Below are 25938 nucleotides of genomic sequence, written 5' to 3'. Positions count from 1 at the left end.
AGAGTTGATACTCCGCAATAGCTGATGCTGCACGGGGGGAATTCATGGCGGCACGGGGCCTGGACGAATATGCGCGCCTGGCGCGGGAAGGTCTGCATTCCGTACTTTCTGAATTCCTGGAGGACGAAGAACGCACCTGGGCCGGTAACCGGGAGGCGTTCGACCGGGTAGGGCTGTGGCAGGGCAGCTCCGGACACCCCGGACCGCCGGAGACCGCGACCAAGATCCTGGACAGCGTCTGGTCGGCGCCGCTGCTCGTCGGGCCGCTCGCGGGTCTTGTCCGGCCCGACGGCGAACTGGCCGTCGTACGGGCGGCCGGCGCGGCCGGACTCCCCGCCGTCGTGAGCGCGTTCACCGGGCGCAATCTCGCGGAGCTCTGCTCGGCCGCCGAAGGCCCGCTGTGGCTGCGGACCCACCCCTTCCGGGACCGCTCCATGGCCCGGCGCCTCGTCGCGAGCGCGGCCGACGCCGGATGCGAGGCGCTGATGCTCGCGCTGGGCCCCCAGCGCCATGTCCGGTTCGGACCGGGCGCAGTTCCGGTCAACCTCGCGGAGGAAAACCCGATCCGCCGCCCCTACGGCGTGGGACCGCTCGCCGACCTCGGCGGATACGGCCCCTACGCAGACCTCCGGGCCCTGCTCGACGCCTTCGCCGACTGGTCCGACGTCGAGTGGCTGCGCTCGGTCACCTCGCTTCCGGTGCTGGTCGCGGGCGTTCGAAGCGCCGCCGGCGCGGTGCGCGCACTCGAAAGCGGCGCCGACGGGATCGTCGCCGAGGTACTGGAAACCCTCCCGGCGATCGCCGCGGCCGTCGACGGCCGCGTCCCCGTACTGCTGGGCGGAGGCAACCGTCGCGGAGCCGACGTCCTGGCATCGCTCGCCTGCGGCGCCGACGCCGTCATGGTCGACCGACCGGTCTTGGACGGGCTCCTGGTCGCCGCCCGCGAGGGCGTCACCGAGGTGCTGGACGACCTCGTCGAAGAGCTGCGGGCGGCGCTGGCGTTCACCGGGACCGGGTCGGTCGCGGAAGTCGGTGCCGAAGTGCTCCGCACCGGCTACCCGGTCAGTGCGTCGACGTCCGGACCCGCTCCGGCGCTGCGCAAGAGCGACCTGCACGCCAGCGTCTCCGATCCGGTCCTGGGCACGATGACCTTCCTCAACGAGGTCACACATCGCTACCCCGACGCGATCTCCTTCGCGCCAGGCCGTCCGTACGACGGGCTCTTCGACACCGAGCAGATCATCACCGACATCCGCCGGTACCTGGATCACCTGACGGAGCAGGGCAGTTCGCCGCAGGCGATCCGTACCGCCATGTATCAGTACGGCCCGACGGCCGGCCAGATCCGCGAAATCATCGCGGACTCGCTCCGCGTCGACGAGAACATCGACGTACCGCACGAGTCCATCGTGGTGACCGTGGGCGCCCAGGAAGCCATGCTGCTGGTGCTGCGCGCCCTCATCACCGGCCCGGACGACGTCCTCCTGGTCGCCAGCCCCTGCTACGTGGGCATCACCGGCGCGGCCAGGCTGCTCGACATCGCGGTGACCGCTGTCGAGGAGCGCGAAGACGGCTTCTCCTGCGACGACCTCGATGCGGCGATCCGGCACGAGCGGGCGCGCGGGCGGCGGCCCCGCGCCTTCTATGTGGTCCCCGATCACTCCAACCCGTCCGGCACCACCATGAGTCCGGCCACCCGTGCCTCGCTCCTGAAGCTCGCGAGCCGTCACGACATCCTCATCATCGAGGACAGCCCGTACCGGATGGTGAGCCCCGGCACGCCGCAGCCGACGCTCAAATCCCTCGACCGCGCACGCTCCGTCGTCCACATCGGCTCGTACGCCAAGACGGTGTTCCCCGGCGCCCGAGTGGGCTTCGCCGTCGCCGACCAGCACGTTGTGGACGATTCCGGCCGGACCGGTCTCCTCGCCGACGAACTCGCCAAGATCAAGAGCATGGTGACGGTCAATACGTCGTCGCTGAGCCAGGCCGCCGTGGCCGGCGCACTCCTCGCGTCCGACGGACGGATCTCGGAGATGAACAAAGAGGCCGCCGCCTATTACGGCAACGCCATGCAAGCCACCTTGCGGTGCCTTGACCGGAATCTGCCCGCCGACCGCCGGGCGGCCCTGGGAGTGCGGTGGAACGAGCCGACCGGCGGCTTCTTTCTCACGGTGCGCGTCCCTTTCCGCGCCGACAACGAGGCGTTGACCCGATCCGCCGAGGAATTCGGTGTCATCTGGACGCCGATGAGCTACTTCTACCCGCAGGGCGGTGGACACCACGGAATCCGGCTGTCCACCAGTTACCTGACTCCTGCGGAGATCGAAGAGGGCACCGCACGGCTCGCCCGCTTCATCGAGGCGGAATGCGCGGAGTCGTAGAACCACCCGGAAACCTGTCCCGAGAAAGGCGAAGAGAGTGGCCGGAAGCAGGATCACGCAAACACCGCGGAGCAAGCCGCGTACGTGGGGGTGGACTTTCCGTTGACCATCAACATTGACCGTCCGGTACTTTCGGGCGCGGAGATTACGGACACCGACCCGTCGATATGGGGCGCTCAAGGTATGCAGACACCTCTCGCGCCGCGCATCGTAGGAGTGGGCACAGCCTCGACCGGTACCTCGCTCTCGCAGCAGGAGGTCCTCGACGCCTTCGACATCAGCGACCCCCGAATCCGCTCGGTCTTCCTCAACAGTGCGATCGAACAACGCCACCTCACCCTCCCTCCGCAGAACGCGGACGGCGAGCGTGTTTCGGAGCCGCAGGGGGAACTCCTCGCCAAGCACAAGGCCCTGGCGATCGAAATGGGCACCGAGGCCCTGCGCGCCTGCCTGAAGAGGGCGGGCGCCGATCTCTCCGACCTGCGTCACCTGTGCTGTGTGACCTCCACCGGATTCCTCACCCCCGGCCTCAGCGCCCTGATGATCCGCGAGCTGGGCATCGACCGGCACTGCAGCCGCTCCGACATCGTCGGCATGGGCTGCAACGCCGGCCTCAACGCCCTCAACGTGGTGTCCGGCTGGTCCAGCGCACACCCCGGCGAACTCGCCGTCGTGCTCTGTGCGGAGGCCTGCTCCGCCGCGTACGCGATGGACTCGACCATGCGGACTGCGGTCGTGAACAGCCTGTTCGGCGACGGCGCCGGTGCCATAGCCCTCGTCTCGGGCACGCAGGACGCCGCTTCGGGAACCCCCGAGGGCCCGAGCATCCTCAAATTCGCCAGCTGCATCATCCCGGAAGCAGTGGGCGCCATGCGCTACGACTGGGACGCGACGCAGAGCCGGTTCAGCTTCTTCCTCGATCCGCAGATCCCCTACGTCGTGGGCGCGCACGCCGAACTCGTCGTCGACCGACTGCTCCAGGGGACGGGACTGCGCAGGAGCGACATCGGGCACTGGCTGGTCCACTCCGGCGGCAAGAAGGTGATCGACGCCGTGATCGTCAACCTCGGCCTGACGCGCCACGCGTTGCGGCACACCGTCGAGGTGCTGCGTGACTACGGAAATGTGTCGAGCGGTTCCTTCCTCTTCTCGTACGAGAGGCTCCTCGACGAAAAGGTCGCCCAACCCGGTGACTACGGCGTCCTCATGACCATGGGGCCGGGATCCACACTCGAGACGGCGCTGGTCCAGTGGTGACCACCGGGAGAGAGACAGGCGACATGCTCACATTGTGGATCGACGGAACCGCCCCTCTGTCGGCCGATACGGTCAAGGCGGTCGAGGCCGTGTGCGACAAGGCCGAGGACCAGCAGCAGGACCCGGCCGCGACCGGTGTCGCGACCGGTGTCGTGACCGTGCACGCGGCCGGAACGCCCCAGGCCGGCTGGACCAGCGGGCTGAGCGTCGCGCTGGTCACCAAATGGGAGCGCGTACTGCGTCGGCTGGAGCGGCTCCCGACCCCCACAGTGGCGGTGGCCTCGGAAGACATCGGCGGCGCCGCACTCGACGCCTTCCTGGCCACCGACTTCCGGATCGTCACCCGGGAATCGCGACTGCTGGTCGCGACCGACGGTGAGGCCACCTGGCCCGGGATGGCCGCCTACCGGCTCGTCCAGCAAGCGGGTGCGGCGAAAATCCGTCGCGCCGTGATGTTCGGTCTGCCGATCCCCGCACCCGAGGCGCTGACGCTGGGGATCGTCGACGAGCTGGCCGACGACGCGGCCGGTGTGCTGGAGGCCACGGCACAACTGGTCGGCCGGCTGTCCGGCAGCGAGCTCGCCATCCGGCGCCAGCTCCTGTTCAACGCGACCTCGACGAGCTTCGAGGACGCCCTCGGACCGCACCTCGCGGCATGCGACCGCGCCCTGCGCCGGGTTGCCGCCGCGGAGGCATCGTGACGACGACGCTCGCGGCGCCGGACGCCGCGCCCGTTGTCTGGCCGAGCCTGTACGAAGCCGCCGAACGCGCCTGGGAACTGGAGGAGTCGCTGCCGCGGCCGACGTCGCGATCACCGGAGCAGCAGGCGGTCGCCGCCACCGCCAAGGACGCGGCGCGGTCGTTACGGGTCCAGTTCCTCGACGCGCATGTCGACGCCCTGTACGACCGGCTCACCGCGGGCCGCACCCTCGCCCTGCGGATCGAGGAGCTGGTCGAGGCAGCCGCGACCGCCTTCCCCGCGCTCGTACCGTCGGCCGAGCGGCTGGCGTCCGACCGGAGCCGGCCCCAGGCCGACAAAGAAGGACACGAGATCGACCAGGGCATCTTCCTGAGGGCGGTGCTGCGCTCGCCTTCCGCGGGCCCGCACCTGCTCGACGCGATGCTCCGGCCGACCCCCCGGGCGCTGCGGCTGCTGCCGGAGTTCACCCGGACCGGGATCGTGGAGATGGAGGCCGTACGGCTGGAACGCCGCGACGGGGTGGCGCGGCTGACGATGTGCCGGGACGACTGCCTGAACGCCGAGGACAACCAGCAGGTCGACGACATGGAGACCGCCGTCGATCTCGCCCTGCTCGATCCGGCCGTCCGCGTCGGCCTGCTCCGTGGCGGAGAGATGAGCCATCCCCGCTACCGGGGAAAGCGGGTGTTCAGCGCGGGAATCAACCTCAAGAACCTCAGCTCCGGCGACATCTCGCTGGTCGACTTCCTGCTGCGGCGCGAGCTCGGCTACATCCACAAGCTCGTCCGTGGCGTGCTCACCGACCGGCCCGGCCAGTGGCACTCGCCTCACATCGAGAAGCCGTGGGTGGCTGCCGTGGACGGCTTCGCCATCGGCGGCGGGTTCCAGCTGCTGCTGGTGTTCGACCATGTGCTGGCCGCGGCCGACGCCTACTTCACCCTTCCCGCGGCTAAGGAAGGCATCATTCCCGGCGTCGCGAACTTCCGGTACAGCCGCTTCGCCGGGCCGTGCCTGGCCCGGCAGGTCATTCTCCAGGGCCGCAGAATCCGGGCGAGCGAGCCCGACGCGCGCCTGATGATCGACGAGGTGGTGGAGCCGCACGACATGGACGCCGCCATCGAGCGGAGTCTCGTACGGCTCGACAGTGAGGCCGTACTGGCCAACCGGCGCATGCTGAACCTCGCCGAGGAGCCACCGGACGCGTTCCGTGCGTACATGGCGGAGTTCGCACTGCAACAGGCTCTGCGGCTCTACGGCCAGGACGTGATCCACAAGGTCGGCCGGTTCGGGGCGCGGTCCGCATGACCGACGTCCAGGCCCGGGTGCGGTACGAGAAGAAGGACCACGTCGCCCGTATCACGCTCGACCGTCCCGAGGTGCTCAATGCGATGGACCTCCGTATGCACGAGGAACTCGCCTGCATCTGGGACGAGGTCGAGGCCGACGACGACGTGAGAGTGGCGGTGCTGACCGGGGCGGGCGAACGTGCCTTCTCCGTCGGGCAGGACCTGAGGGAGCGGGCCCGCCTCGACCAGGACGGGGCGCCGCTGACGACCTTCGGCAGCCGGGGGCAGCCGGGATGGCCCCGCCTCACCGACCGGTTCACGCTGTCCAAACCGGTGGTCGCCCGGGTCGACGGGTACGCGTTGGGCGGCGGTTGCGAGCTCGCCCTGGCCTGCGACCTGATCATCGCATCGGACCGGGCGGTCTTCGGGCTGCCCGAGGCGCGGCTCGGTCTCATCCCCGGGGCCGGTGGTGCGTTCCGGCTCGCGAGGCAGTTCCCGCAGAAGATCGCCATGGGGTACCTGCTGACCGGCCGTCGGTTCAGCGCCGCCACGGCTCTCGGGTTCGGCCTGGTCAACGAGGTCGTCCCGGCGGACCGGCTGGACCGATGCACCGACGAGTGGACCGCAGATCTGGTACGGAGCGCTCCGCTCTCGGTCAGGGCCATCAAGGAAGCCGTACTCAGGTCCGTCGACATGCCGCTCGAAGAGGCGTTCACCGCCGAGTACGCCTGGGAGGAGCGCCGCAGGCGCAGCACAGACGCGGTGGAAGGAGTACGGGCGTTCGCCGAGAAGCGGGAACCGGTCTGGTCCGGCCGCTGAGCGCATTGTTGGGCCCGTCGGTGGGTGCTCGATCCGGCCCACCGACGGGCCCGGCCCGGCCGGTACCTGGTGCCCCGGCCGTGGGAAGTTTCGGTACGTGGAGGGAGCAGCGCATGCCGGTTGTGCGTATCAACGGGATCAATCTCAGCTTTGACGATTACGGCTCCGGCGAGCCGGTCGTGATGGTCACGGGCACCGGGGCCCCGGGGCGGGTCTGGCGGGCACACCAGGTTCCCGCCCTGAAGGCGGCGGGTTACCGGGTGATCACACTCGACAACAGGGGGATCCCGCCGACCGACCAGTGCCCGGAAGGGTTCACTCTCGACGACATGGTGTCGGACGTCGCCGGCCTCATCGAGTACCTGGGGACGGGGCCGTGCCGAGTGGTGGGCTACTCGCTGGGCGGGATCATCGTCCAGGAACTCCTCGTGGCGAGGCCCGGACTCGTCCGGCAGGCCGTACTGATGGCGAGCAGCGGGAGGGCCGACGCGCTGATCACCGCCATGTCGGCCGCCGACCTGGAACTGAGCGACAGCGAGGTCAAGGTTCCGTCCCGCTACGCGGCGTACGTACATGCCCTCCAGAACCTGTCACCGCGGACGCTCAACGACGAGGAGCAACTCAGGGACTGGCTCAGCGTCTTCGAGATGTCGATGATCGACCCGTCCGGATTCCGGGGGCAGCTGGCTCTTGATGTGATCCCGAACCGGCTCCCGCACTACCGGCAGATCAGCTGCCCGTGTCTCGTCATCGGATTCCGGGACGACCTGATCGTCCGCCCGCATCTGCCGCGCGAGGTCGCGGAGAGCATCCCGGGCGCCACGTACACCGAGATCGCCGACTGCGGTCACTACGGCTACCTGGAGAGGCCCGACGCCGTGAATGCCGCGATCATCGACTTCTTCGCCACCCACGGACAAAACGCCTGAGGGCCGACCGGCTCCCTCAGATCCGGTACCCGCTCTTGGCCACGGTCTCGATGACCGGGGGGTTCCCGAGCTTGGCCCGCAGCCGGCTGACAGTGATCTTCACGGCGCTGGTGAACGGGTCGGCGGCCTCGTCCCATACCCGTTCCAGGAGTTCCTCGGCGGATACGGCCCGGCCCTTGGAGCTCGCGAGTAACTCCAGGACCCCGAACTCCTTGGGGGCGAGGTCCAGTTGGCGGCCGCCCCGGCTGGCCTTGCGCCGGGCCGTGTCGACCTCGAGGTCACCGTGGCGGATCACCGGTGGCATGAGCGGATGACTGCGGCGGGCCAGCGCACCGATCCGCGCGACCAGGACCGGGAAGTCGAACGGCTTGGCGAGGTAGTCGTCGGCGCCCAGGCTGAGCCCGTCGACCAGGGCCTCCGCCGTCGCCGCGGCGGTCAGCATCAGCACCCGGCTCCGGCACCCCGACGCGATCAACTCGGCGCAGACGTCGTCGCCATGCATCCCGGGCAGGTCCCGGTCGAGCACGATCACGTCGTAGTCGCTGAACAGCGCGCGGTCGAGGCCCTCCTGGCCGTCGAACGCCACATCGACGGCCATCCGCGCCCGGCGCAGACCGACGGCCACTGTCTGCGCCATCTCCTCGTCGTCCTCCACCACGAGAACCCGCACCTGTCGTCCTCTCTCCGCCTTGCGCTCCCGGCAAGATCATCTTGAAAAGCTGGTCCAGGATGCTCCCTACCCGGTTTCAGCAGGGTTTCGTCCAGGATCCTGCGAGTCCGGGAGTCGGAGAGTCTGTGAGCCCGCGCGTCCGCCGAGCCGGCCGAATAGGGAATCAAAAGAAATCGTACCGATTCCGAACTCGCGTCCAAGTGGCTGTGCCGGTCAGTTGGACAGCATTTCCGGAACGCACGCGTCCAAGTGCCGGAATCGGCTGGTTGGACGGCTGCACCGCTCCTTGTCCGGCCAGATTGCGGCAACTACGATCGCTCCGCAGTGGCACAGTGCCAAATTCCGCGCGTTTATCGAGTCGGCTTGGCTCCACGGGAGGGTGAACATGGCGAATCCATTCGACAACGAAGACGGGACCTTTTACGCGCTCATCAACGACGAGGGTCAGTACTCTCTCTGGCCGACCTTCGCCGATGTCCCGCCGGGCTGGGAAATCGCCTTCGGTGAGAACGCCCGACAGGCGTGCCTCGACTACATCGAGGAGAACTGGACGGACATGCGCCCGAAGAGCCTCATCGAGGAAATGAAGCAGTACGAGCGCGCCGAATAACGGCTCTTCGAAGTCGACCGGGGAGCCTTGAGCGTTACCCCGGTCGGCTTCGAAGAGCCCGAATAAAAAAGGCGTGTCCGATTACTCAAACGGATAAGGAGGTTTCGGAGCCATGATTGGAGGCCCGGGGCCAACAATGGTGATGCACGGGTTCGGCTCGGATTCCGGGCTCACCCGCCAGAAGATAAAACCCGGCACCGTGCCGCGGATCCTCCCGTACATCAAGCCCTACCGCCGGACCGTGGGATTCCTCCTGTTCATCACCACGCTCGAAGCGGTGATCACAGTCGCGACTCCCTTTCTCTTCAAGGTGCTCATCGACAACGGAATCGTCCCCCGCGACACCGGGGTCGTCCTCGCGGTGACCTTCGCGGTCGTCGGCCTCGCGCTGCTGGAAACGGCGGCGGCGTTCACCCAGAGCCTGTACTCCGCCCGCATCAGCGAGGGGCTGGTCTACGACCTTCGGACAGAGGTGTTCGAGCACGTGCAGCGCCAGCCGCTCGCGTTCTTCACCCGCGCGCAGACCGGAGCCCTGGTCAGCAGGTTGAACACCGACGTGGTCGGGGCACAACAGGCCCTCACCACCCTGCTGTCGACCGTCGTCTCCGGCGCGCTGGCACTGCTCCTCGTGCTCGGCGCGATGTTCTACCTCTCCTGGGTGATCACCCTCGTCGCCCTCGTGGTTCTGCCGTTCTTCGTCCTCCCCGGCAAGATCATCGGCCGCAGAATGCAGCGGCTCATGCGGGAATCGATGGAGCAGAACGCCGAGATGGGCACGCTCATGCACGAGCGGTTCAACGTGGCGGGCGCCCTGCTGGCCAAGCTGTACGGCCGGCCCGACCAGGAGACGAAGCTGTTCCGCGGCCGGGCCGCCCGCGTCCGGGACATCGGCGTACTCAACTTCGTCTACGGCCGCATGCTCCTGGTCTCGGTCACCCTCCTGGCGACCCTCGCCACCGCCGTCGTGTACGGAGTCGGCGGCACGCTCGTCATCCACGGAGCCTTCGAGATCGGCACCCTGGTCGCCCTGGCCGCGCTGCTCACCCGGCTCTTCGGGCCGATCAACCAGCTGTCCAGCGTGCAGGCCAACGTGATGACCGCACTCGTCAGCTTCGACCGGCTCTTCGAACTGCTCGACCTCAAGCCGCTGATCGCGGAGAAGCCCGACGCCGAGGCGCTCCCTGGCCGCGGCTCGGCCGCCCCGGAGATCGAGTTCGAGGGCGTGAGCTTCCGCTACCCGGCCGCCGCCGACGTCTCGCTCGCCTCTCTGGAGTCGATCGCGCTCCCCTCACAGGTCCGCAAGGACAACGCCCTGACCCTGAAGGACCTGACCTTCAAGGTGCCCGCGGGCAAGCTCACGGCGCTGGTCGGACCCTCCGGCGCCGGCAAGACGACCATCACCCACCTGGTGCCCCGCCTGTACGACCCCACGTCGGGCACCGTGCGGATCGACGGCGTCGACGCCCGCGACCTCACCATGGAGTCCCTGCGCGACACCATCGGCATGGTCACCCAGGACGCGCACCTGTTCCACGACACCCTCCGGACCAACCTGATGTACGCCCGGCCGGAGGCGAGCGAGGACGAACTGACCGAGGCATGCAAGTCGGCGCAGATCTGGGACCTGATCTCGTCCCTGCCCGACGGCCTGGACACGATCGTCGGTGACCGCGGCTACCGGCTGTCCGGTGGCGAGAAGCAGCGGATCGCCCTGGCACGGCTGCTCCTCAAGGCCCCCTCCGTCGTCGTGCTCGACGAGGCCACTGCGCACCTGGACTCGGAGTCCGAAGCGGCCGTCCAGCGGGCGCTCAAGACCGCACTCGCAGGCCGGACGTCCCTGGTGATCGCCCACCGGCTGTCCACCATCCGCGAGGCCGACCAGATCCTGGTCGTCGAGGACGGCGAAATCCGGGAGCAGGGCATCCACGAGGATCTTCTGCTGGCCGGCGGGCTCTACGCGGAGCTCTACCGCACCCAGTTCGCGGCGCCGCCCCCCGCACGCGAGGAACCCGCCCCCCAGTTCGCCGGTGGACCGCAGCACTTCGGCGGCCCCCCGCCCGGCGGCATGGGCCAGATGCTGCCGCCGCCCCCGGACGGCTCCTTCGGCGGCCCCGACGGCCCGCCCCCGCTGCAGGTCCTGGGTGGTGGCGGCGCCCCGCCACCGCCCCCGCCGGGCGCGCAACCGCAGAGGAGGTGAACGTGTCCGCTGACGCTTCGGCCGCGGCCGAGCTGCGCGACCTGGCCGACGCGGGTCGTCTCGTAGCGGAGTACCCGAGGGCGGGCGAGCTGGTGGCCCGGCTCTCGGGCGCGGAACTGCTGCGAGCCGGGCGGCTTCTCGCCCGGCTCGACACGGAGGAGATCTCCAGGGCCCACCCCGGAACGCCGCTCGTCACGATCGGCGTCACCGGGCACGGCACCCTCGGGGCACTGGCCCCGGCCCTGACCGCCCAGCTGGCCCGGCACGGCCTGGTGGCACGCCCCGTACTGGCCGACTTCGACAACTACGTGTTCGACCTGCTCGACCCGGCCGGCAAACTGAACGCGGCACGCCCGGACCTCGTCCTGTGCGTACTGGACCCGATGATCGTGTTCGACGAAGTGCCGGTTCCCTGGCGCCCCGAGGACGTGGAACGGGCCGCGGCCGACAAGATCGGTCTGCTCGAACGGCTCGCCGCGCGGTTCGCCGAGACCCCGGGCACCCTGGTGCTGAACACAATGCCGCTGCTGCGCGGGCACACCGGCCAGCTCGTGGACCACCGCTCCCGGGCCCGGCTGGGCGCGGTCTGGCGGGAGGCCAACACCCGGCTGCTCAGGCTGGCCGAGGACAATCCGTCGGTCGTCGTACTGGATCTGGACCCGATCGTCGCCCAGGGCGTGCCGGTCAGCGACGAACGCCTCAGCATCTACGCCAAGGCCCACTTGACCGACGACCTGCTCTTCGCGTACGCCGCCGAGATCGGGCACCTAGCCCGGCAGTTGACCGGGCGGTCGAAGAAGTGCCTCGTGCTCGACCTCGACAACACCCTGTGGGGCGGCGTACTCGGCGACGACGGAGTGGAAGGCATCGAGGTCGGCGACGGCTACCGGGGCGAGGCGTTCCTGGCGTTCCAGCAGGTCGTCCGGCAGCTCGGTTCGCAGGGCGTCCTCGTCGCCGCCGTCAGCAAGAACGAACCCGAGCTGGTGACCCGGGCGCTGCGCGAGCACCCGCGCATGGCGCTGCGCGATCAGGACTTCGTGCGGATCATCGCGAACTGGCAGCCCAAGCACGACAACCTGAACGTCCTCGCCGAGACCCTCGGCCTGTCCGTCGACAGTTTCGTCTTCGTCGACGACAGCGCCTTCGAACGCGAGCTCGTCCGGCGGGAGCTACCCGGCGTCGCGGTCGTCGACATCGACGGCGAACCGGCGTGGCACCGCCGCAGCCTGTTGCGGGACGGCTGGTTCGACGTACGGGAAGTGACGTCCGAGGACCGGGTCAGGGCGTCGAGATACCGGGACGAGACGGCGCGCAAGAGTTTCCTCGACAGTTTCGCATCGACCGACGACTACCTGCGCGAGCTGGGCGTCCACGTCCGCATCGGGCCGGTCACCGAGGCCGAGGTCCCCCGGATCTCCCAACTCACCCTGCGGACCAACCAGTTCAACCTGACGGCCGACCGTCTCCAGCCCGGCGACGTACTCGATCTGATGAAGGACCCGGCCGCGCTGGCCCTGGCCGTCCATGCCGGCGACAGGTTCGGTGATCACGGGCTGGTCGGCGCGGTCCTGGCCCGGCGGGACGGCGACCTGCTGCGCATCGACAACTTCCTGTTGAGCTGCCGGGTGTTCTCCCGGTCTATCGAGGAGGCCTGTCTGTCCTGGGTGCTGCGGCACGCCCGCGACACCGGAGCGACCTCCGTGGTCGCCCGCTACCGGGAGACCCCCAAGAACCGGCGCGTCGCCGACTTCTACCCGAGGCACGCCTTCTTCCCGGCCGGCGGCGAAGGCGACGTACTGACCTTCCGGCATCCGCTGACGGAGATCATGCCCCCGCCGCCGCACATCCGCTTCGACGAGATCCACGAAGGCGACCGACCATGAACGACCTCGAAGACTTCATCGCCCTGGTCCGGGACGAACTCGGCGTGCCGGTGGCTGTCGAGGACGCGGGACGCGCTCTGCACGACCTTCCCGGCTGGGACTCCCTCCATCTGCTGCGGCTCGTCACCGTCCTGGAGGCCAGGACCGGGCGGAGCATCAGCGTCATCGACCTGCTGGAGGCGCCGAGCCTGGAATTCATCTACGGCCTGGCGGCGACGGGCTGACGTCGGCCGCATCCGGCATCCCGCAGCCCGCACCCAGCAGCCGTACCGAACTTGAACGCACCGAACTCTGAGTGAGGGACTCGAATGTCTCAGGACGACCGTCGCCTGCCCCTGTCCGCGGCTCAGTACGACATCTGGCTCGCGCAGCGCATCGGAGATCCCAGCCCGGTCTACAACTCCGGTGAGTTCGTGGAGATCGACGGGCCGGTCGACGGGCCGATGTTCGAGACCGCACTGCGGCAGGCCGTCGCGGAGGCCGAAGGGCTGAACGTACGGATCCTGGAGGACGCCGACGGCCCCCATCAGGTCGCCGCGGCGCCCGAGTGGTCCCTTGTCGTCCTGGACCTGAGCTCGTCCCCGGACCCCGAGGCCGAGGCGCACGCCTGGATGCGGGACGAGCTGGCGGTCCCGGCGGATCCGACGGCCAGCCCGCTCTTCGCCTACGCGCTGTTCAAGATCTCCGACGACCGGTACTTCTGGTATCAGCGGTACAACCACGTCGTCATGGACGCCTACGGCTGGTCCGTCTTCGGACGGCGGGTCGCGGAGATCTACACCTCCCTCGTCCGGGGCACGCCATGCGCCGAGCCGAGGTTCGGGTCGATCGGCGGTGTCCTGGACGAACAGGAGAAATACCGGGGTTCGGCCGACGAGGGGAAGGACCGCGCCTTCTGGGCCGGTCGCTTCGCGGACCGGCCGAGCCCGGTGACCCTGGCCGTCGGCGGCTCGACGGGGGCCCGGTTCCGTAGGGAGACGACCTACCTCGGCGCCTCCGGAGCGGAACGCGTCCGGCTGGCCGGCACGGGCGACGTGAACTGGTCGAACGTGGTCATTGCCGCTGCGGCGGCGTACTTCAGCCGGATGAGCGGAAGCGGCGACGTCGTGTTCAGCGTCGTCGTGACGGGCCGGGTCACCGCGCTCTCCGGACGCACACCGGCCACGATGGCCAACATCGTGCCCATGCGTCTGCGGGTGGACCCGCGAGAGGACATCCTGACCCTCGCGCGACGGGTGAAGGACGAACTGCGCGGCATCGCCCGGCACCAGCGGTTCCGGGGCGAGGAACTGCGCCGGGAACTCGACTGGCCGGCCGGCGGCAAACGGCACTTCGGGCCGCTGGTCAACGTCGTCACCTTCGACCACGACCTGGACTTCGCAGGCTCGGTGGGCACGGCGCACGACGTCTCGATCCCGCCCGTCGACGACCTGATGATCACCGTACGGGGCGGCTCCGCCGACGGCCGGATCCGCATCGACTTCGACGGAGACGTCTCGTCGCCGGGCATCGACGACTTCGTGGCCCACCAGAAGGCCTTCGTGGCCTTCCTCGAAGCGGTGGCCGCCGAACCGCAGACGCGGCTGGGCCGGCTGGACGCCCTCGCTGAGGCCGGACGGCACACGGTCCTGGAGGAGTGGAACGACACCGCCGAGCAGCTTCCCGCCGCGACCCTGCCCGAGCTGTTCGGCGCTCAAGTGAAGCGGTCCCCGGACCGGTTGGCGGTCGTCGACGAGGAGACCTCGCTGACGTACGCGGAAGTGGACGAGCGGTCCAACCGGGTGGCTCGCTACCTGGCCGGCCGGGGAGTGGGGCCCGAGAGCCGCGTGGCCGTCCTGATGGAGCGCTCGGTCGACCTGATGGTCGTGCTGTGGGGCGTGCTGAAGGCGGGCGCCTCCTACGTCCCGGTGGATCCGGAATACCCCGCCGACCGGATCGGCCACGTACTGGCCGACGCGGCTCCCGCCGTGGTGATGTGCACGCGCGGTACGGCAGGGGACCCGTCGTGGACGGTGTGGGACGACGAGGCGACGGCCGCGGAGGTCGCGTCGTACCCCGGTGACGCCCTCGAACCCGCTCTGGTGCCCGGCCATCCGGCGTATGTGATCTATACGTCGGGGTCGACGGGGCGTCCCAAGGGCGTGGTGGTGAGCCACGGGGCGATCGTGAACCGGTTGCTCTGGATGCAGGGCGAGTTCGCTCTGGACGCCGGTGACCGGGTTCTGCAGAAGACGCCGTCGGGGTTCGACGTGTCGGTGTGGGAGTTCTTCTGGCCGCTGATCGTGGGCGCCGGCCTGGTGATGGCCAAGCCCGGTGGGCATCGTGATCCGGCGTATCTGGTGGACGTGCTGGAGCGGCGCGGTGTGACGGTGATGCACTTCGTGCCGTCGATGCTGAGCGCCTTCCTCCAGGACGTCGGCCCGGGCGACTGCGCCGGTCTGCGTCGGGTGATCTGCAGCGGTGAAGCGTTGCCCGCCGAGGTGGTGAACGAGTTCCGGGAACGTCTGGGCGCGGATCTTTTCAACCTGTACGGGCCGACCGAAGCCGCCGTCGATGTGACCTCCTGGGACTGCCGGACACCAGCTCCCGCGGGCGTGGTGCCGATCGGCCGTCCGGTCTGGAACACCCGGACCTACGTACTGGACGAGTTCCTGCGTCCGGTACCCCCGGGCGTGACAGGAGAGCTCTACCTGGCGGGTCTTCAGCTGGCCCGGGGGTACGCGGGCCGCGCCGGCCTGACGTCGGAGCGCTTCGTCGCCTGCCCGCTGTCCGGAGCCGGTGAGCGGATGTACAGGACGGGTGACCTGGCCAGGTGGTCGTACGAGGGTGAGCTGATCTTCGCGGGCCGCGCGGACGGCCAGGTGAAGATCCGCGGCTTCCGGATCGAGCTGGGCGAGATCGAGTCGGTGCTGGCCGCCCACGAGAACGTCGCCCAGGTCGCGGTGATCGCCCGTGAGGACCAGCCCGGGACGAAGCGACTGGTCGCCTACGTCGTGTCCGACGGCGTGAGCGGCGAGGCGCTGCGGGAGTTCGCGGCGCGGAGCCTGCCCGAGTACATGGTGCCCGCCGCCGTGGTGGCCCTGGACGCGCTGCCGGTGACGGTGAACGGCAAGCTGGACCGGGCCGCGCTGCCCGCCCCGGAGTTCGGCTCCGTGGGACGCGGTCCCGCGACGCCCGTGGAAGAGGTGCTCTGCGCGCTGTTCGGCGAGGTACTCGGGCTGGAGCGGGTGGGTGCGGAGGACTCGTTCCTCGCTCTGGGCGGCGACTCGCTGCTGGCGACGCGGCTGATCGTACGGATCCGATCGGTGCTCGACGCCGAGATCAACATCCGGGACCTCTTCCGCGGACCCACGGTGGCGGAACTGGCCCGGCTGGTCGACGGGTTGCAGGACGCGGGAGTACGGACGGCCCTGGTCGCGGGGGAGCGGCCCGAGGTGCTGCCGCTGTCGTTCGGCCAGCAGCGCATGTGGTTCCTCAACCAGCTCGAAGAGGCCGGAGCGGGTGCGGCGTACAACGTGCCGCTCGTCCTGCGCCTTTCCGGCGACCTGGACCTGGCCGCGTTACGGGCGGCGCTCGACGATGTCGCCGACCGGCACGAGAGCCTCCGCACGATCTTCCCTGAGATCGACGGCGTACCCCGGCAGCAGCTGCTGGAGGGCGCGGCCGGCCGGCCGGAACTGCGCCTGCGCGCGGTACGCGAACCCGACCTGAGGGACGCGCTGGCTGCCGCGGCGGGCCAGGGCTTCGATCTGGCCCGCGAGCTGCCGTGGCGCGTCGAACTGCTGACGCTGTCCAGCTCCGAGAACGTCCTGGTCGTGATGGCCCATCACATCGCCGTCGACGGCTGGACGATGGGCATCCTGGCCCGCGACCTGCGGACCGCCTATGGAGCCCGGCGCGCGGGCGGGACGGCCGGGTGGTCGCCGCTCCCCGTCCAGTACGCCGACTACGCCCTCTGGCAGCGCCAGGTTCTCGGCGACGCCACGGACCCCGAGAGCCTCGTCAGCGCTCAACTCGGCCACTGGCGCGAGGCGCTGGCCGGTCTGCCGGACCAGCTGACGCTTCCGGTGGACAGGACGCGGCCCGCCGTCGCGTCGTTCCGGGGCGGATCGGCCCCCGTCGAGCTCGGCGCGGACGCGCACGCGGGCCTCGTGGAGGTGGCGAGACAGGGCTCGGCGACCATGTTCATGGTCGTGCAGGCGGCGCTGGCGATGCTGCTGGCCCGGCTGGGCGCGGGCACCGACCTGCCCGTCGGCACCGCCGTGGCGGGCCGGGGTGACAGCGCCCTGGAGGACATGGCCGGGTTCTTCGTCAACACCCTGGTGCTGCGTACGGACGCGAGCGGCGACCCCACGTTCGCCGAGCTGCTCGCCAGGGTCCGGGAGACCGACCTGGCCGCGTACGCCCATCAGGATCTGCCGTTCGAGCGGCTGGTGGAGGACCTCAATCCGGTGCGCTCGCTGTCCCGGCATCCGTTGTTCCAGATCATGCTGGTCCTCCAGAACGTCCCGCCGGCGGAATGGGATCTGCCGGGCCTGAGCGTCCAGGCCCTCGACGAGCGGGCGCTGCCCGACGAGGCGATCCCGGCGCGCGTGGACCTGTCGGTCAGCCTCGCCGAACACCGCGACGACCGGGGTGCGCCCGCCGGAATCGTCGGCGACCTCCAGTACGCCGTCGACCTGTTCGACGAGCCGACAGCAACAGCACTGGCCGGTCGGCTGGTACGGGTACTGGAGCAGGTCGCGGCCGATCCGGCCCTCCGGCTCAGCGATCTCGACGTGCTGGTCGAGGGCGAGCGGACCCGGGCCCTGGTCGAATGGAACGACACCGCCCGGGAGATACCCGCCCTGACGCTGCCCGGACTGTTCGAGGCCCAGGTCGTGCGGGCTCCGGACGCCGTCGCGCTGCTCGACGACGACACCACACTGACGTACGCGGAACTGGAAGCCCGGGCGAACCAGCTGGCGCACACTCTCATCGGCCGGGGCGTGGGCCCGGACGACCTGGTCGGCGTACTGATGGAACGGTCGGCAGATCTCGTCGCGGTCCTGCTCGGCGTACTCAAGTCGGGTGCGGCCTATGTCCCTATCGACCCCGGCTACCCGGCCGATCGGGTCGGCTTCATGCTGGCCGACACGAGCCCCGCCCTGGTGGTGTGCACCAGCAGGAGCGCGGAGGCCGCCGCGGAATTCCCCCGGCTCGTCCGTGACGACCCGTCGACCGTGGCGGAGATCGCGGCCCGGCCGGTGACCGCGCCGGGCGATGCCGACCGGGCCCGTCCGTTGCGTCCGGCCCATGCGGCGTACGTGATCTACACCTCCGGGTCGACCGGCAAGCCGAAGGGTGTGGCGGTCGTGCACCGGGGTCTGGCCAACTTCGTGTCCTGGCGGGTGGAGAACTACGGCTGGGGGCCCGGCGACCGGGTCCTGCAGTTCGCCTCGGTGTCGTTCGATGTGTCCGTCGCGGAAATCTTCCCCGCGCTGGCCGGCGGTGCGACCGTGTGCGTCGCCCGGCGTGACGGCGACGCTCTTCCGGAGCTGGAGAAACTGGCCGTCAACGCGGTCACCTTCACCCCGAGCGTCCTGGAGTCGCTCGTCGGAGACGACGAGCGGGCGGCGACCGTGCTGGGAAACATCGAGCACGTCGTCCTCGGCGGCGAGGAGTACGGGGCCGAGCTGCTGCGGCGGTGGGCCCCCGGGCGTTCGTTCCACAACGAGTACGGGCCGACGGAGGCCACCGTCGTCGTCACCTCGTGGGCGGCCCGGGCCACGGCGGACGCGGTGTCGCTGGGCGGTCCGGTCACCAACACCCGGGTGTACGTACTGGACGACTTCCTGCGGCCGGTTCCCCCTGGCGTGGCGGGGGATCTGTACGTCGCGGGAGCCGGGCTGGCGCGTGGCTACGTCCGGCGGCCGGGCCTGACGTCCCAGCGGTTCGTGGCCTGCCCCTTCTCGGACACCGGCGAGCGCATGTACCGGACGGGCGACCTTGCGCGGTGGACGTCCGACGGCGAACTGCGGTTCGTCGGCCGGGTCGACGACCAGGTGAAGATCCGCGGCTTCCGTATCGAACCGGGTGAGATCGAGGCCGTGCTGGCCGGGCACGACAGCGTCGGCCAGGTCGCGGTGATCGCCCGGGAGGACCAGCCCGGAGTCAGGCGACTCGTCGCATACGTCGTCCCGGCCGACCGGGCCGCCCGGGTCGCCGACACCGACACTGTCAGCGCGCTGCGCGAGCACGCCGCGCAGGCACTGCCCGACTACATGGTGCCTTCCGCCGTCGTCACCCTGGAGTCCCTGCCGGTGACGGTGAACGGCAAACTGGACCGGGCCGCCCTGCCCGCACCGGCCCTGGGCGATGCGGTGGGCCGGGGCCCGGCGACTCCGCTGGAAGAAGTGCTGTGCGGGCTGTTCGGCGAACTCCTGGGCCTGGAACGGGTCGGCGCGGACCACTCGTTCTTCGAGCTGGGCGGCGACTCGCTGCTCGCGATGCGGCTGATCGTACGGATCCGGAAGGTCCTCGGCGCAGAGATCAACATCCGGCAGCTGTTCGGCGCCTCGTCGGCCGCGGGCATCGCCAGGCTGGTGGAGAACGACCAGAGCGCCGTCCGGGCCGGGGTGGTCGTACGGGAACGTCCCGACCCGCTGCCGCTGTCGTTCGGCCAGCAGCGGATGTGGTTCCTGAACGGGCTGGAAGAAGCCGGGGCGGGCGCCGCCTACAACGTACCGCTGGCCCTGCGGATGTCCGGTGAACTCGACGCGGTCGCACTGGAGGCCGCCCTCGGTGACGTCGCCGACCGCCACGAGACCCTGCGCACGCTCTTCCCCGAGACGGGCGGCGTTCCCCGGCAGCACATCCTGGACGGACCCGAAGGCCGTCCGAAGCTGGGTCTGCGCGAGGTCGCCGAGGACGAGCTGCCCGCCGTACTCGCCGAGGCGGCCGAAACGCGCTTCGACCTGGCTCACGACCTGCCGTGGACTACGGAGCTACTGGTCCTGTCCGGCACCGAGTCCGTACTCCTGCTGGTTGCCCATCACATCGCGGTGGACGGCTGGTCGATGGGCGTGCTCGCCCGGGACCTGCGGACCGCCTACGCGGCCCGCGTGCACGGCGGACCTCCCGCATGGTCGGTGCTTCCCGTCCAGTACGCCGACTACGCCCTCTGGCAGCACGAGATGCTCGGCGACCCCGCCGACCCGGACAGCCTGATCAGCGCCCAGCTCGGACACTGGCGGGACGCGCTGGCGGATCTGCCCGAGGAACTGACGCTCCCGGTGGACCGGGTCAGGCCCGCGGTGCCGTCGTTCCAGGGAGGGTCGGTTCCGGTCCGGGTCGACGCGGCCACCCACGCCGCTCTGGCGGACGCCGCCCGGCAGGGCTCGGCGACCCTCTTCATGGCCGTCCAGACGGCGCTGGCGATGCTGCTCGCCCGGCTCGGTGCGGGCACCGACCTGCCGATGGGCACGGCCGTCGCGGGACGCGGCGACTCGGCACTGGAGGATCTGGCCGGGTTCTTCGTGAACACCCTGGTGCTGCGTACGGACGCGAGCGGCAACCCCACGTTTGCCGAGCTGCTGGCCCGGGTCCGCGAGACCGACCTGGCCGCGTACGCCCATCAGGACGTGCCGTTCGAGCGGCTGGTGGAGGACCTCAACCCCGCCCGGTCCCTCGCCCGGCACCCGCTCTTCCAGGTCATGCTCCTTCTGCAGAACCTGCAGGCCCCCGCATGGGAGCTGCCCGACTTGACCGTCCGGGCGCAGGAGGCCGAGTCGGTGCCTGCCCGTTTCGACCTGTCCGTGACCCTCACCGAGCACCGCGACGGACAGGGCGCCCCGGACGGCATCGACGGAGACCTGTCCTACCCGACCGACCTGTTCGACGAACCGACGGCCCGGGCCGTCGCCGACCGGCTCGTCCGGGTGCTGGAGCAGGTGGCGGCCGACCCCGACGTGCGGGTCGGCCGGCTCGACGTGCTCGACGACGCCGAGCGGCACACCGTGGTCGAGCAGTGGAACGACACCCTCCGGCCGATACCCGACCTGACGCTGCCCCAGCTCTTCCAGGCCCAGGCGGCACGCACCCCGGACGCCGTCGCGGTGACCGGCGACGCCGTCTCCTGGACGTACGCCGAACTGAACGAGCGTGCCAACCGGGTCGCGCACTGGCTGATCGACCGAGGCGTGCGCCCGGAGAGCCGGGTCGGCGTGGTGATGGACCGGTCGGCCGAGCTGATCGCCGTCCTGCTGGGCGTCCTGAAGGCGGGCGCGGCCTACGTGCCGCTGGACGCGGGGCATCCGGCGGAGCGGCTGCGGTCGGTGGCGGCCGAGGCCGGGGTGTCGCCGGTGCTGGCCGACCGGGCGATGGACGAGCTCGACGCGATCCTGGTGGCCGGGATCCAGGCGGACGGTACGCCCCCGGCGGACGCGCCACCGGCCGACCCGGACGTGCCCCTCTCCCCGGCGGCCCTCGCCTACGTGATGTACACGTCGGGATCGACCGGTGTGCCCAAGGGTGTCGCGGTGACCCACCGGAACGTCGTGAGCTTCATCCTGGACCGCAGCTGGGACGGCGACCTCGCCGAGCGGGTCCTGCTCCAGGCCAACCACGCCTTCGACGCCTCGACGTACGAGATCTGGGTGCCGCTGGTGCGGGGCGGCGCGCTGGTCGTCGTACCGCCGGGCGAGGTGGACGCGGCCGAGCGCGGCCGGTTGATCGCCTCGTACGGGGTCACCAACGTTCATGCGACGGCAGGGCTGTTCGGCGTGCTGGCCGAGGAGGCCCCGCAGATCTTCGACGGTGTGCGCGAGGTGTCGACCGGCGGCGACGTGGTGTCGGCGTCGGCGATACGCGCGTTGCTGGAGGCGCACCCCGGGCTGACGGTCAGGTCGACGTATGGGCCGACCGAGGCGACGGCGTTCACGACCCAGATCGCCTACACCGCCGCGCACGCCGTCCCGGACGGCGTCCCGATCGGTTACCCGATGGACAACAGCCGGGCGTACGTACTGGACGAGTTCCTGCGTCCGGTGGCGCCGGGCGTCATCGGGGAGTTGTACGTCGCGGGGGCGGGACTGGCCAGGGGGTACGAGGGCCGCGCCGGCCTGACGTCGGAGCGCTTCGTCGCCTGCCCGCTGTCCGGAGCCGGTGAGCGGATGTACCGGACCGGTGACCTGGCCAGGTGGTCGTACGAAGGTGAGCTGATCTTCGCGGGCCGTGCGGACAACCAGGTGAAGATCCGTGGCTTCCGGATCGAGCCCGGGGAGATCGAGGCCGTTCTCGCGGGTCACCGGAGCGTGGGCCAGGTCGCGGTGATCGCCCGTGAGGACCAGCCGGGCGTGAAGCGCCTGGTCGCCTATGTCGTCCCGGCCGACGGCGAGGCGGACGGCGAGGCGGACCGCGTAATGGTCGGGGAATTGGACGGGGAATTGGACGGCGAGGCGCTGCGAGGCTCGGTAGCAGCTGTCCTGCCGGACTACATGGTCCCCGCCGCGGTCGTGGTCCTGGAGACGCTGCCGGTGACGGCGAACGGCAAGCTCGACCGGGCCGCGCTGCCCGCCCCCGAGTTCGGCGGTCTCGAAGGGCGGGCCCCGGCGACACCGGTCGAGGCGGTCCTGTGCGGGCTGTTCGCCGAGGTCCTGGGCCTGGAGCGGGTCGGCGCCGACGACTCGTTCTTCGAGCTCGGCGGTGACTCGATCATGTCGATGCTGGTCGTCGCCCGAGCCCGGCGCGCAGGCGTGCAGCTCACCGCCCGGCAGGTGTTCGAGCACCGGTCCCCGGGCGGGCTGGCGCGGGTGGCCGGGACGGTCGTCGCGGAACCGGCGGAGCCCCGGACGGCGAGTACCGGGCCGGTGCCCCTTACCCCCGCGATGCTCGAACTGGCCGGACGGGCGGGCTCGGTGGCGCTGACCGGGACGCTGTCCCAGTCGATGCTGATCGAGGTCCCGGCCGGGCTGGACCTGGGACGGCTGGTCGCTGCGGTACGGACGCTGCTCGACCGGCACGCTCTTCTGCGCTCGCGCCTGGAATTCGCCGAGGGAACGGGCCGGCTGGTGATCCCGGAGCAGGGCACCGGACTGGCGGCCGAGGACTGCGTGGTGCGCGCCGACACGGACGACCTGGCAGCCGAGGCCGAGCGCGCCGTGCGGCACCTCGACCCGTTGGCCGGGGTGATGGTGCGGGTGGTTCGGTCGGACTGGCGGAACTCCGCGACGAGCACGGCACGCCCGCCGGAATCGAGGGCGGTTTCCAGTACGCCGCCGACCTCTTCGACGAGGCCACCGCCCAGTCGCTGGCCCGGCGGCTCGTACGCGTACTGGAACAGGTCGCCCGCGACCCGCACGTGAAGGCGGGCGAACTCGAAGTCCTGGACGCCGCCGAGCGACGGCTGGTCGTGGAGGAGTGGAACGACACCCGCCACGCGGTCCAGGACACCACCCTGCCGGAGCTGTTCCGGTCCCAGGCCGAGCGCGCCCCGGAGGCGCTCGCGGTCATCGACGAAGAGTCCTCGGTGACGTACGCGGAGCTCGACGAGCGGTCCAATCGCGTGGCGCGTTGGCTTGCGGCCAGGGGCGTGGGGCCGGAGAGCCGGGTGGCCGTGCTGATGGAGCGTTCGGTCGACCTGATGGCCGTGCTGTGGGGCGTACTGAAGGCCGGTGCGGCGTACGTTCCGGTGGATCCGGACTACCCGGCCGACCGTATTGGGTACGTGCTGGCCGATGCCGCGCCCGCGGTGGTGGTGTGCACCGGCTCGACGGCCGGTGACCAGACAGGACCCTCCGGCTGGGCGGTGTGGGACGCGGCGGAGACGGTCGCGGAGGTCGCGTCGTGTTCCGGCGCCCCGCTGGAACTTACCGTCACGCCGGGTTCCGCGGCGTACATGATCTACACCTCGGGATCGACGGGCCGCCCCAAGGGCGTCGTCGTGAGCCACCGGTCGATCGCGAACAAGCTGCTGTGGATGCAGGACACCTACCGGCTGACGAGCGACGACCGGGTGCTGCAGAAAACGCCGACCGGTTTCGATGTGTCGGTGTGGGAGCTGTTCTGGCCGCTCGTCGTGGGCGCCGGTCTGGTGATGGCCAAGCCCGGCGGGCACCGTGATCCGGCGTATCTGGTGGAGGTGCTGGCCCGGCGTGCGGTGACGGTGATGCACTTCGTGCCGTCCATGCTGGGCGTCTTCCTGCAGGAGGTCCGCCCGGGTGACTGTGCCGGTCTGCGGCGGGTCTTCTGCAGTGGCGAGGCGCTGACGACCGACCTGGTGGAGGAGTTCCGCGAGCGGATCGGTGTGCGGCTCCACAACCTCTACGGGCCGACCGAAGCCGCGGTCGAGGTCACGTCCTGGGACGGTACGGACGGCACGCCGTACGGGTCGGTGCCCATCGGCCGTCCCGTCTGGAACACCCAGACCTATGTGCTGGACGAGTTCCTGCGCCCGGTTCCTCCGGGCGTGACAGGAGAGCTCTACCTGGCGGGTGTTCAGCTGGCCCGGGGGTACGCGGGCCAGCCCGGCCTGACGTCCGAGCGCTTCGTCGCGTGCCCGTTCCCCGGGTCCGACCGGATGTACCGGACGGGTGACCTGTCGCGGTGGACCCTGGACGGCGAGCTGCTGTACTCGGGCCGTGTGGACGACCAGGTGAAGATCCGCGGCTTCCGGATCGAGCTGGGCGAGATCGAGAACGTACTGGCCGAGCACGACAGCGTCGGCCAGATCGCGGTGGTGGTCCGCGAGGACCAGCCGGGAGTCAAGCGCCTGGTGGCGTACGTCGTTCCGGCAGACGCAGACGCAGACGCAGACGCAGACGCAGACGTGGAAGTGGACGCGGAGGCGCTGCGGGAATTCTCGGCGCAGATCCTCCCCGAATACATGGTTCCCACGGCGATCATGCGGCTGGAGAGCCTGCCCGTCACGGTCAACGGGAAGCTGGACCGGGCCGCGCTGCCCGCCCCGGAGTTCGCCGGGTCGGAGAGCCGGGGCCCCGCGACTCCGGTGGAAGAGGTGCTGTGCGGGCTGTTCGGTGAGCTCCTGGGCTTGGAACGGGTCGGTGCGGAGGACTCGTTCTTCGAGCTCGGCGGCGACTCGATCATGTCGATGCTGGTCGTCTCCCGGGCCCGTGCCGCAGGCGTGCTGATCACCGCCCGGCAGGTGTTCGAGCACAAGTCCCCGGCCGGGCTGGCGCGGGTCGCCGGGGTGCAGACGACCACGGCGGGCGCCCCGGCGGAGGCACAGACGGCGGGCGTGGGGCCGGTGCCGCTGACCCCGGTGATGCGAGAGCTGGTCGAGCGGGCCGGCCCGACGGTCCTGACCGGAGGGTTCTCGCAGTCGATGCTGATCGAGGTCCCGGCCGGGCTGGAGCTGCCGCGTCTGGAGGCGGCGGTTCAGAAGGTGCTGGACCACCATGACGTACTCCGTGCACGCCTGGAGCCGGCCGACGGCGAGCCGAGCATGTTGGTGGTGCCGGACAAGGGTTCCGTGCCGGTGGCCGTACGGCGCGTGGACGCCGCCGCCGGGAACATGGCCGAGCTCGTCCGCGACGCGGAGCAGAGCGCGGTGGAGCGGCTTGATCCGGTGGCCGGCCGGCTGGTGCAGGCGGTGTGGTTCGACGTCGGGGCCGATGTGCCCGGACGGCTGCTGGTGGTCGTTCATCACCTGGCGATCGACGGTGTGTCGTGGCGAGTGCTCGTCCCGGACCTGGCGGCGGCGTACGACTCCGGTGAGGACTCGGTCCTCGCCCCCGTGGGTACGTCGTTCCGGGGATGGGCGCAGGAGCTGGCCGAGCAGGCGATGGGCGCCGGGCGGGTGGCTGAACTGCCGGTCTGGACACGGATGGTTGAGGGCTCGGACTCGCGGCTCGGTGAGCGGGATCTGGACCCGGCTGTGGACACGGTCGCCGGTGGGACGCGGCGGGTGGAGTTCCAGCTGCCGGTGTCGGTGACGTCGGAGCTGTTGACGCGGGTACCGGCCGCCTTCCATGCCGGTATTGACGATGTGCTGCTGGCCGGTCTGGCGGCGGCCGTGGAGGAGTGGCGCGCAGCCGGGGCGTACGGTCCCGGGCGGAGTGCTGGTGGATGTCGAGGGCCATGGTCGTGTGCCGCTCTCGGAGGACATGGATCTGACGCGTACGGTCGGCTGGTTCACCAGCTCGTACCCGATGCGGCTGGACGCGGCGGACGCTGATCACGCCCAGGTGCGGGCCGGCGGCCCGG

The 25938-nt window shown here is 70.4% G+C and carries 13 protein-coding genes; 12 read left to right on the top strand and 1 reads right to left on the bottom strand.

Features of this window, described 5'->3' with window-relative positions:
- Positions 1 to 44 precede the first annotated feature (44 nt).
- From PXH83_RS32310 to PXH83_RS00660, 6 genes are all read left to right on the top strand, one after another.
- Positions 45 to 2384 (top strand): aminotransferase class I/II-fold pyridoxal phosphate-dependent enzyme, encoded by a 2340-nt coding sequence (locus tag PXH83_RS32310; RefSeq protein WP_338054693.1) that lies wholly within the window; start codon positions 45 to 47, stop codon positions 2382 to 2384.
- Between the two features lie 183 nt (positions 2385 to 2567).
- Positions 2568 to 3641: a 3,5-dihydroxyphenylacetyl-CoA synthase DpgA gene (gene dpgA / locus PXH83_RS00680; RefSeq protein ID WP_274555438.1), complete on the top strand. Its 1074-nt coding sequence runs from the start codon at positions 2568 to 2570 to the stop codon at positions 3639 to 3641.
- A 23-nt stretch (positions 3642 to 3664) separates the two neighbouring features.
- Complete coding sequence (gene dpgB / locus PXH83_RS00675) at positions 3665 to 4342, top strand: enoyl-CoA-hydratase DpgB (protein WP_274555436.1); 678 nt, start codon at positions 3665 to 3667, stop codon at positions 4340 to 4342.
- Complete coding sequence (gene dpgC, locus PXH83_RS00670; RefSeq protein ID WP_274555434.1) at positions 4339 to 5646, top strand: (3,5-dihydroxyphenyl)acetyl-CoA 1,2-dioxygenase DpgC; 1308 nt, start codon at positions 4339 to 4341, stop codon at positions 5644 to 5646. Before dpgB ends, dpgC begins: the two co-directional genes overlap by 4 nt.
- Positions 5643 to 6446 carry an enoyl-CoA-hydratase DpgD gene (gene dpgD, locus PXH83_RS00665; RefSeq protein WP_274555432.1) on the top strand — a complete coding sequence of 268 codons (804 nt, stop codon included), beginning with the start codon at positions 5643 to 5645 and terminating at the stop codon, positions 6444 to 6446. Before dpgC ends, dpgD begins: the two co-directional genes overlap by 4 nt.
- A 113-nt stretch (positions 6447 to 6559) precedes the next feature.
- Entirely contained in the window at positions 6560 to 7375 is an 816-nt protein-coding gene (locus PXH83_RS00660) for an alpha/beta fold hydrolase (protein ID WP_274555430.1), read from the top strand.
- Positions 7376 to 7391: 16 nt separating this feature from the next.
- Here PXH83_RS00660 and PXH83_RS00655 read toward each other — a convergent pair whose 3' ends face one another.
- Positions 7392 to 8045, bottom strand: coding sequence for a response regulator transcription factor (locus tag PXH83_RS00655; RefSeq protein WP_214919708.1), 654 nt, complete (start codon positions 8043 to 8045; stop codon positions 7392 to 7394).
- Between the two features lie 385 nt (positions 8046 to 8430).
- On the opposite strand from PXH83_RS00655, the gene PXH83_RS00650 reads away from it, so the two are divergent.
- The 6 genes from PXH83_RS00650 (at position 8431) to PXH83_RS00625 (ending at position 25909) form a co-directional block, all read left to right on the top strand.
- Positions 8431 to 8655 carry an MbtH family protein gene (locus tag PXH83_RS00650; protein ID WP_214919707.1) on the top strand — a complete coding sequence of 75 codons (225 nt, stop codon included), beginning with the start codon at positions 8431 to 8433 and terminating at the stop codon, positions 8653 to 8655.
- A gap of 112 nt (positions 8656 to 8767) precedes the next feature.
- Positions 8768 to 10852 carry an ABC transporter ATP-binding protein gene (locus PXH83_RS00645; RefSeq protein WP_274555423.1) on the top strand — a complete coding sequence of 695 codons (2085 nt, stop codon included), beginning with the start codon at positions 8768 to 8770 and terminating at the stop codon, positions 10850 to 10852.
- Positions 10853 to 10854: 2 nt separating this feature from the next.
- The gene (locus tag PXH83_RS00640) at positions 10855 to 12735 is read left to right on the top strand and encodes an HAD-IIIC family phosphatase (RefSeq protein WP_274555420.1); all 1881 of its coding nucleotides are present in this window, start codon (positions 10855 to 10857) and stop codon (positions 12733 to 12735) included.
- Positions 12732 to 12959: an acyl carrier protein gene (locus tag PXH83_RS00635; protein ID WP_274555417.1), complete on the top strand. Its 228-nt coding sequence runs from the start codon at positions 12732 to 12734 to the stop codon at positions 12957 to 12959. The genes PXH83_RS00640 and PXH83_RS00635 overlap by 4 nt, the downstream gene beginning before the upstream one ends.
- Before the next feature lie 84 nt (positions 12960 to 13043).
- Positions 13044 to 23078 (top strand): non-ribosomal peptide synthetase, encoded by a 10035-nt coding sequence (locus PXH83_RS00630; RefSeq protein ID WP_274555415.1) that lies wholly within the window; start codon positions 13044 to 13046, stop codon positions 23076 to 23078.
- Entirely contained in the window at positions 23075 to 25909 is a 2835-nt protein-coding gene (locus PXH83_RS00625; protein ID WP_274555413.1) for an amino acid adenylation domain-containing protein, read from the top strand. Before PXH83_RS00630 ends, PXH83_RS00625 begins: the two co-directional genes overlap by 4 nt.
- The last annotated feature ends 29 nt before the right edge of the window (positions 25910 to 25938 follow it).

Origin of the sequence: Streptomyces spiramyceticus (assembly GCF_028807635.1) — a bacterium.
Taxonomy (GTDB): domain Bacteria; phylum Actinomycetota; class Actinomycetes; order Streptomycetales; family Streptomycetaceae; genus Streptomyces; species Streptomyces spiramyceticus.
Note: the sequence above shows the minus strand (reverse complement) of the source record. Positions and strands in the feature narration are given on the sequence as shown.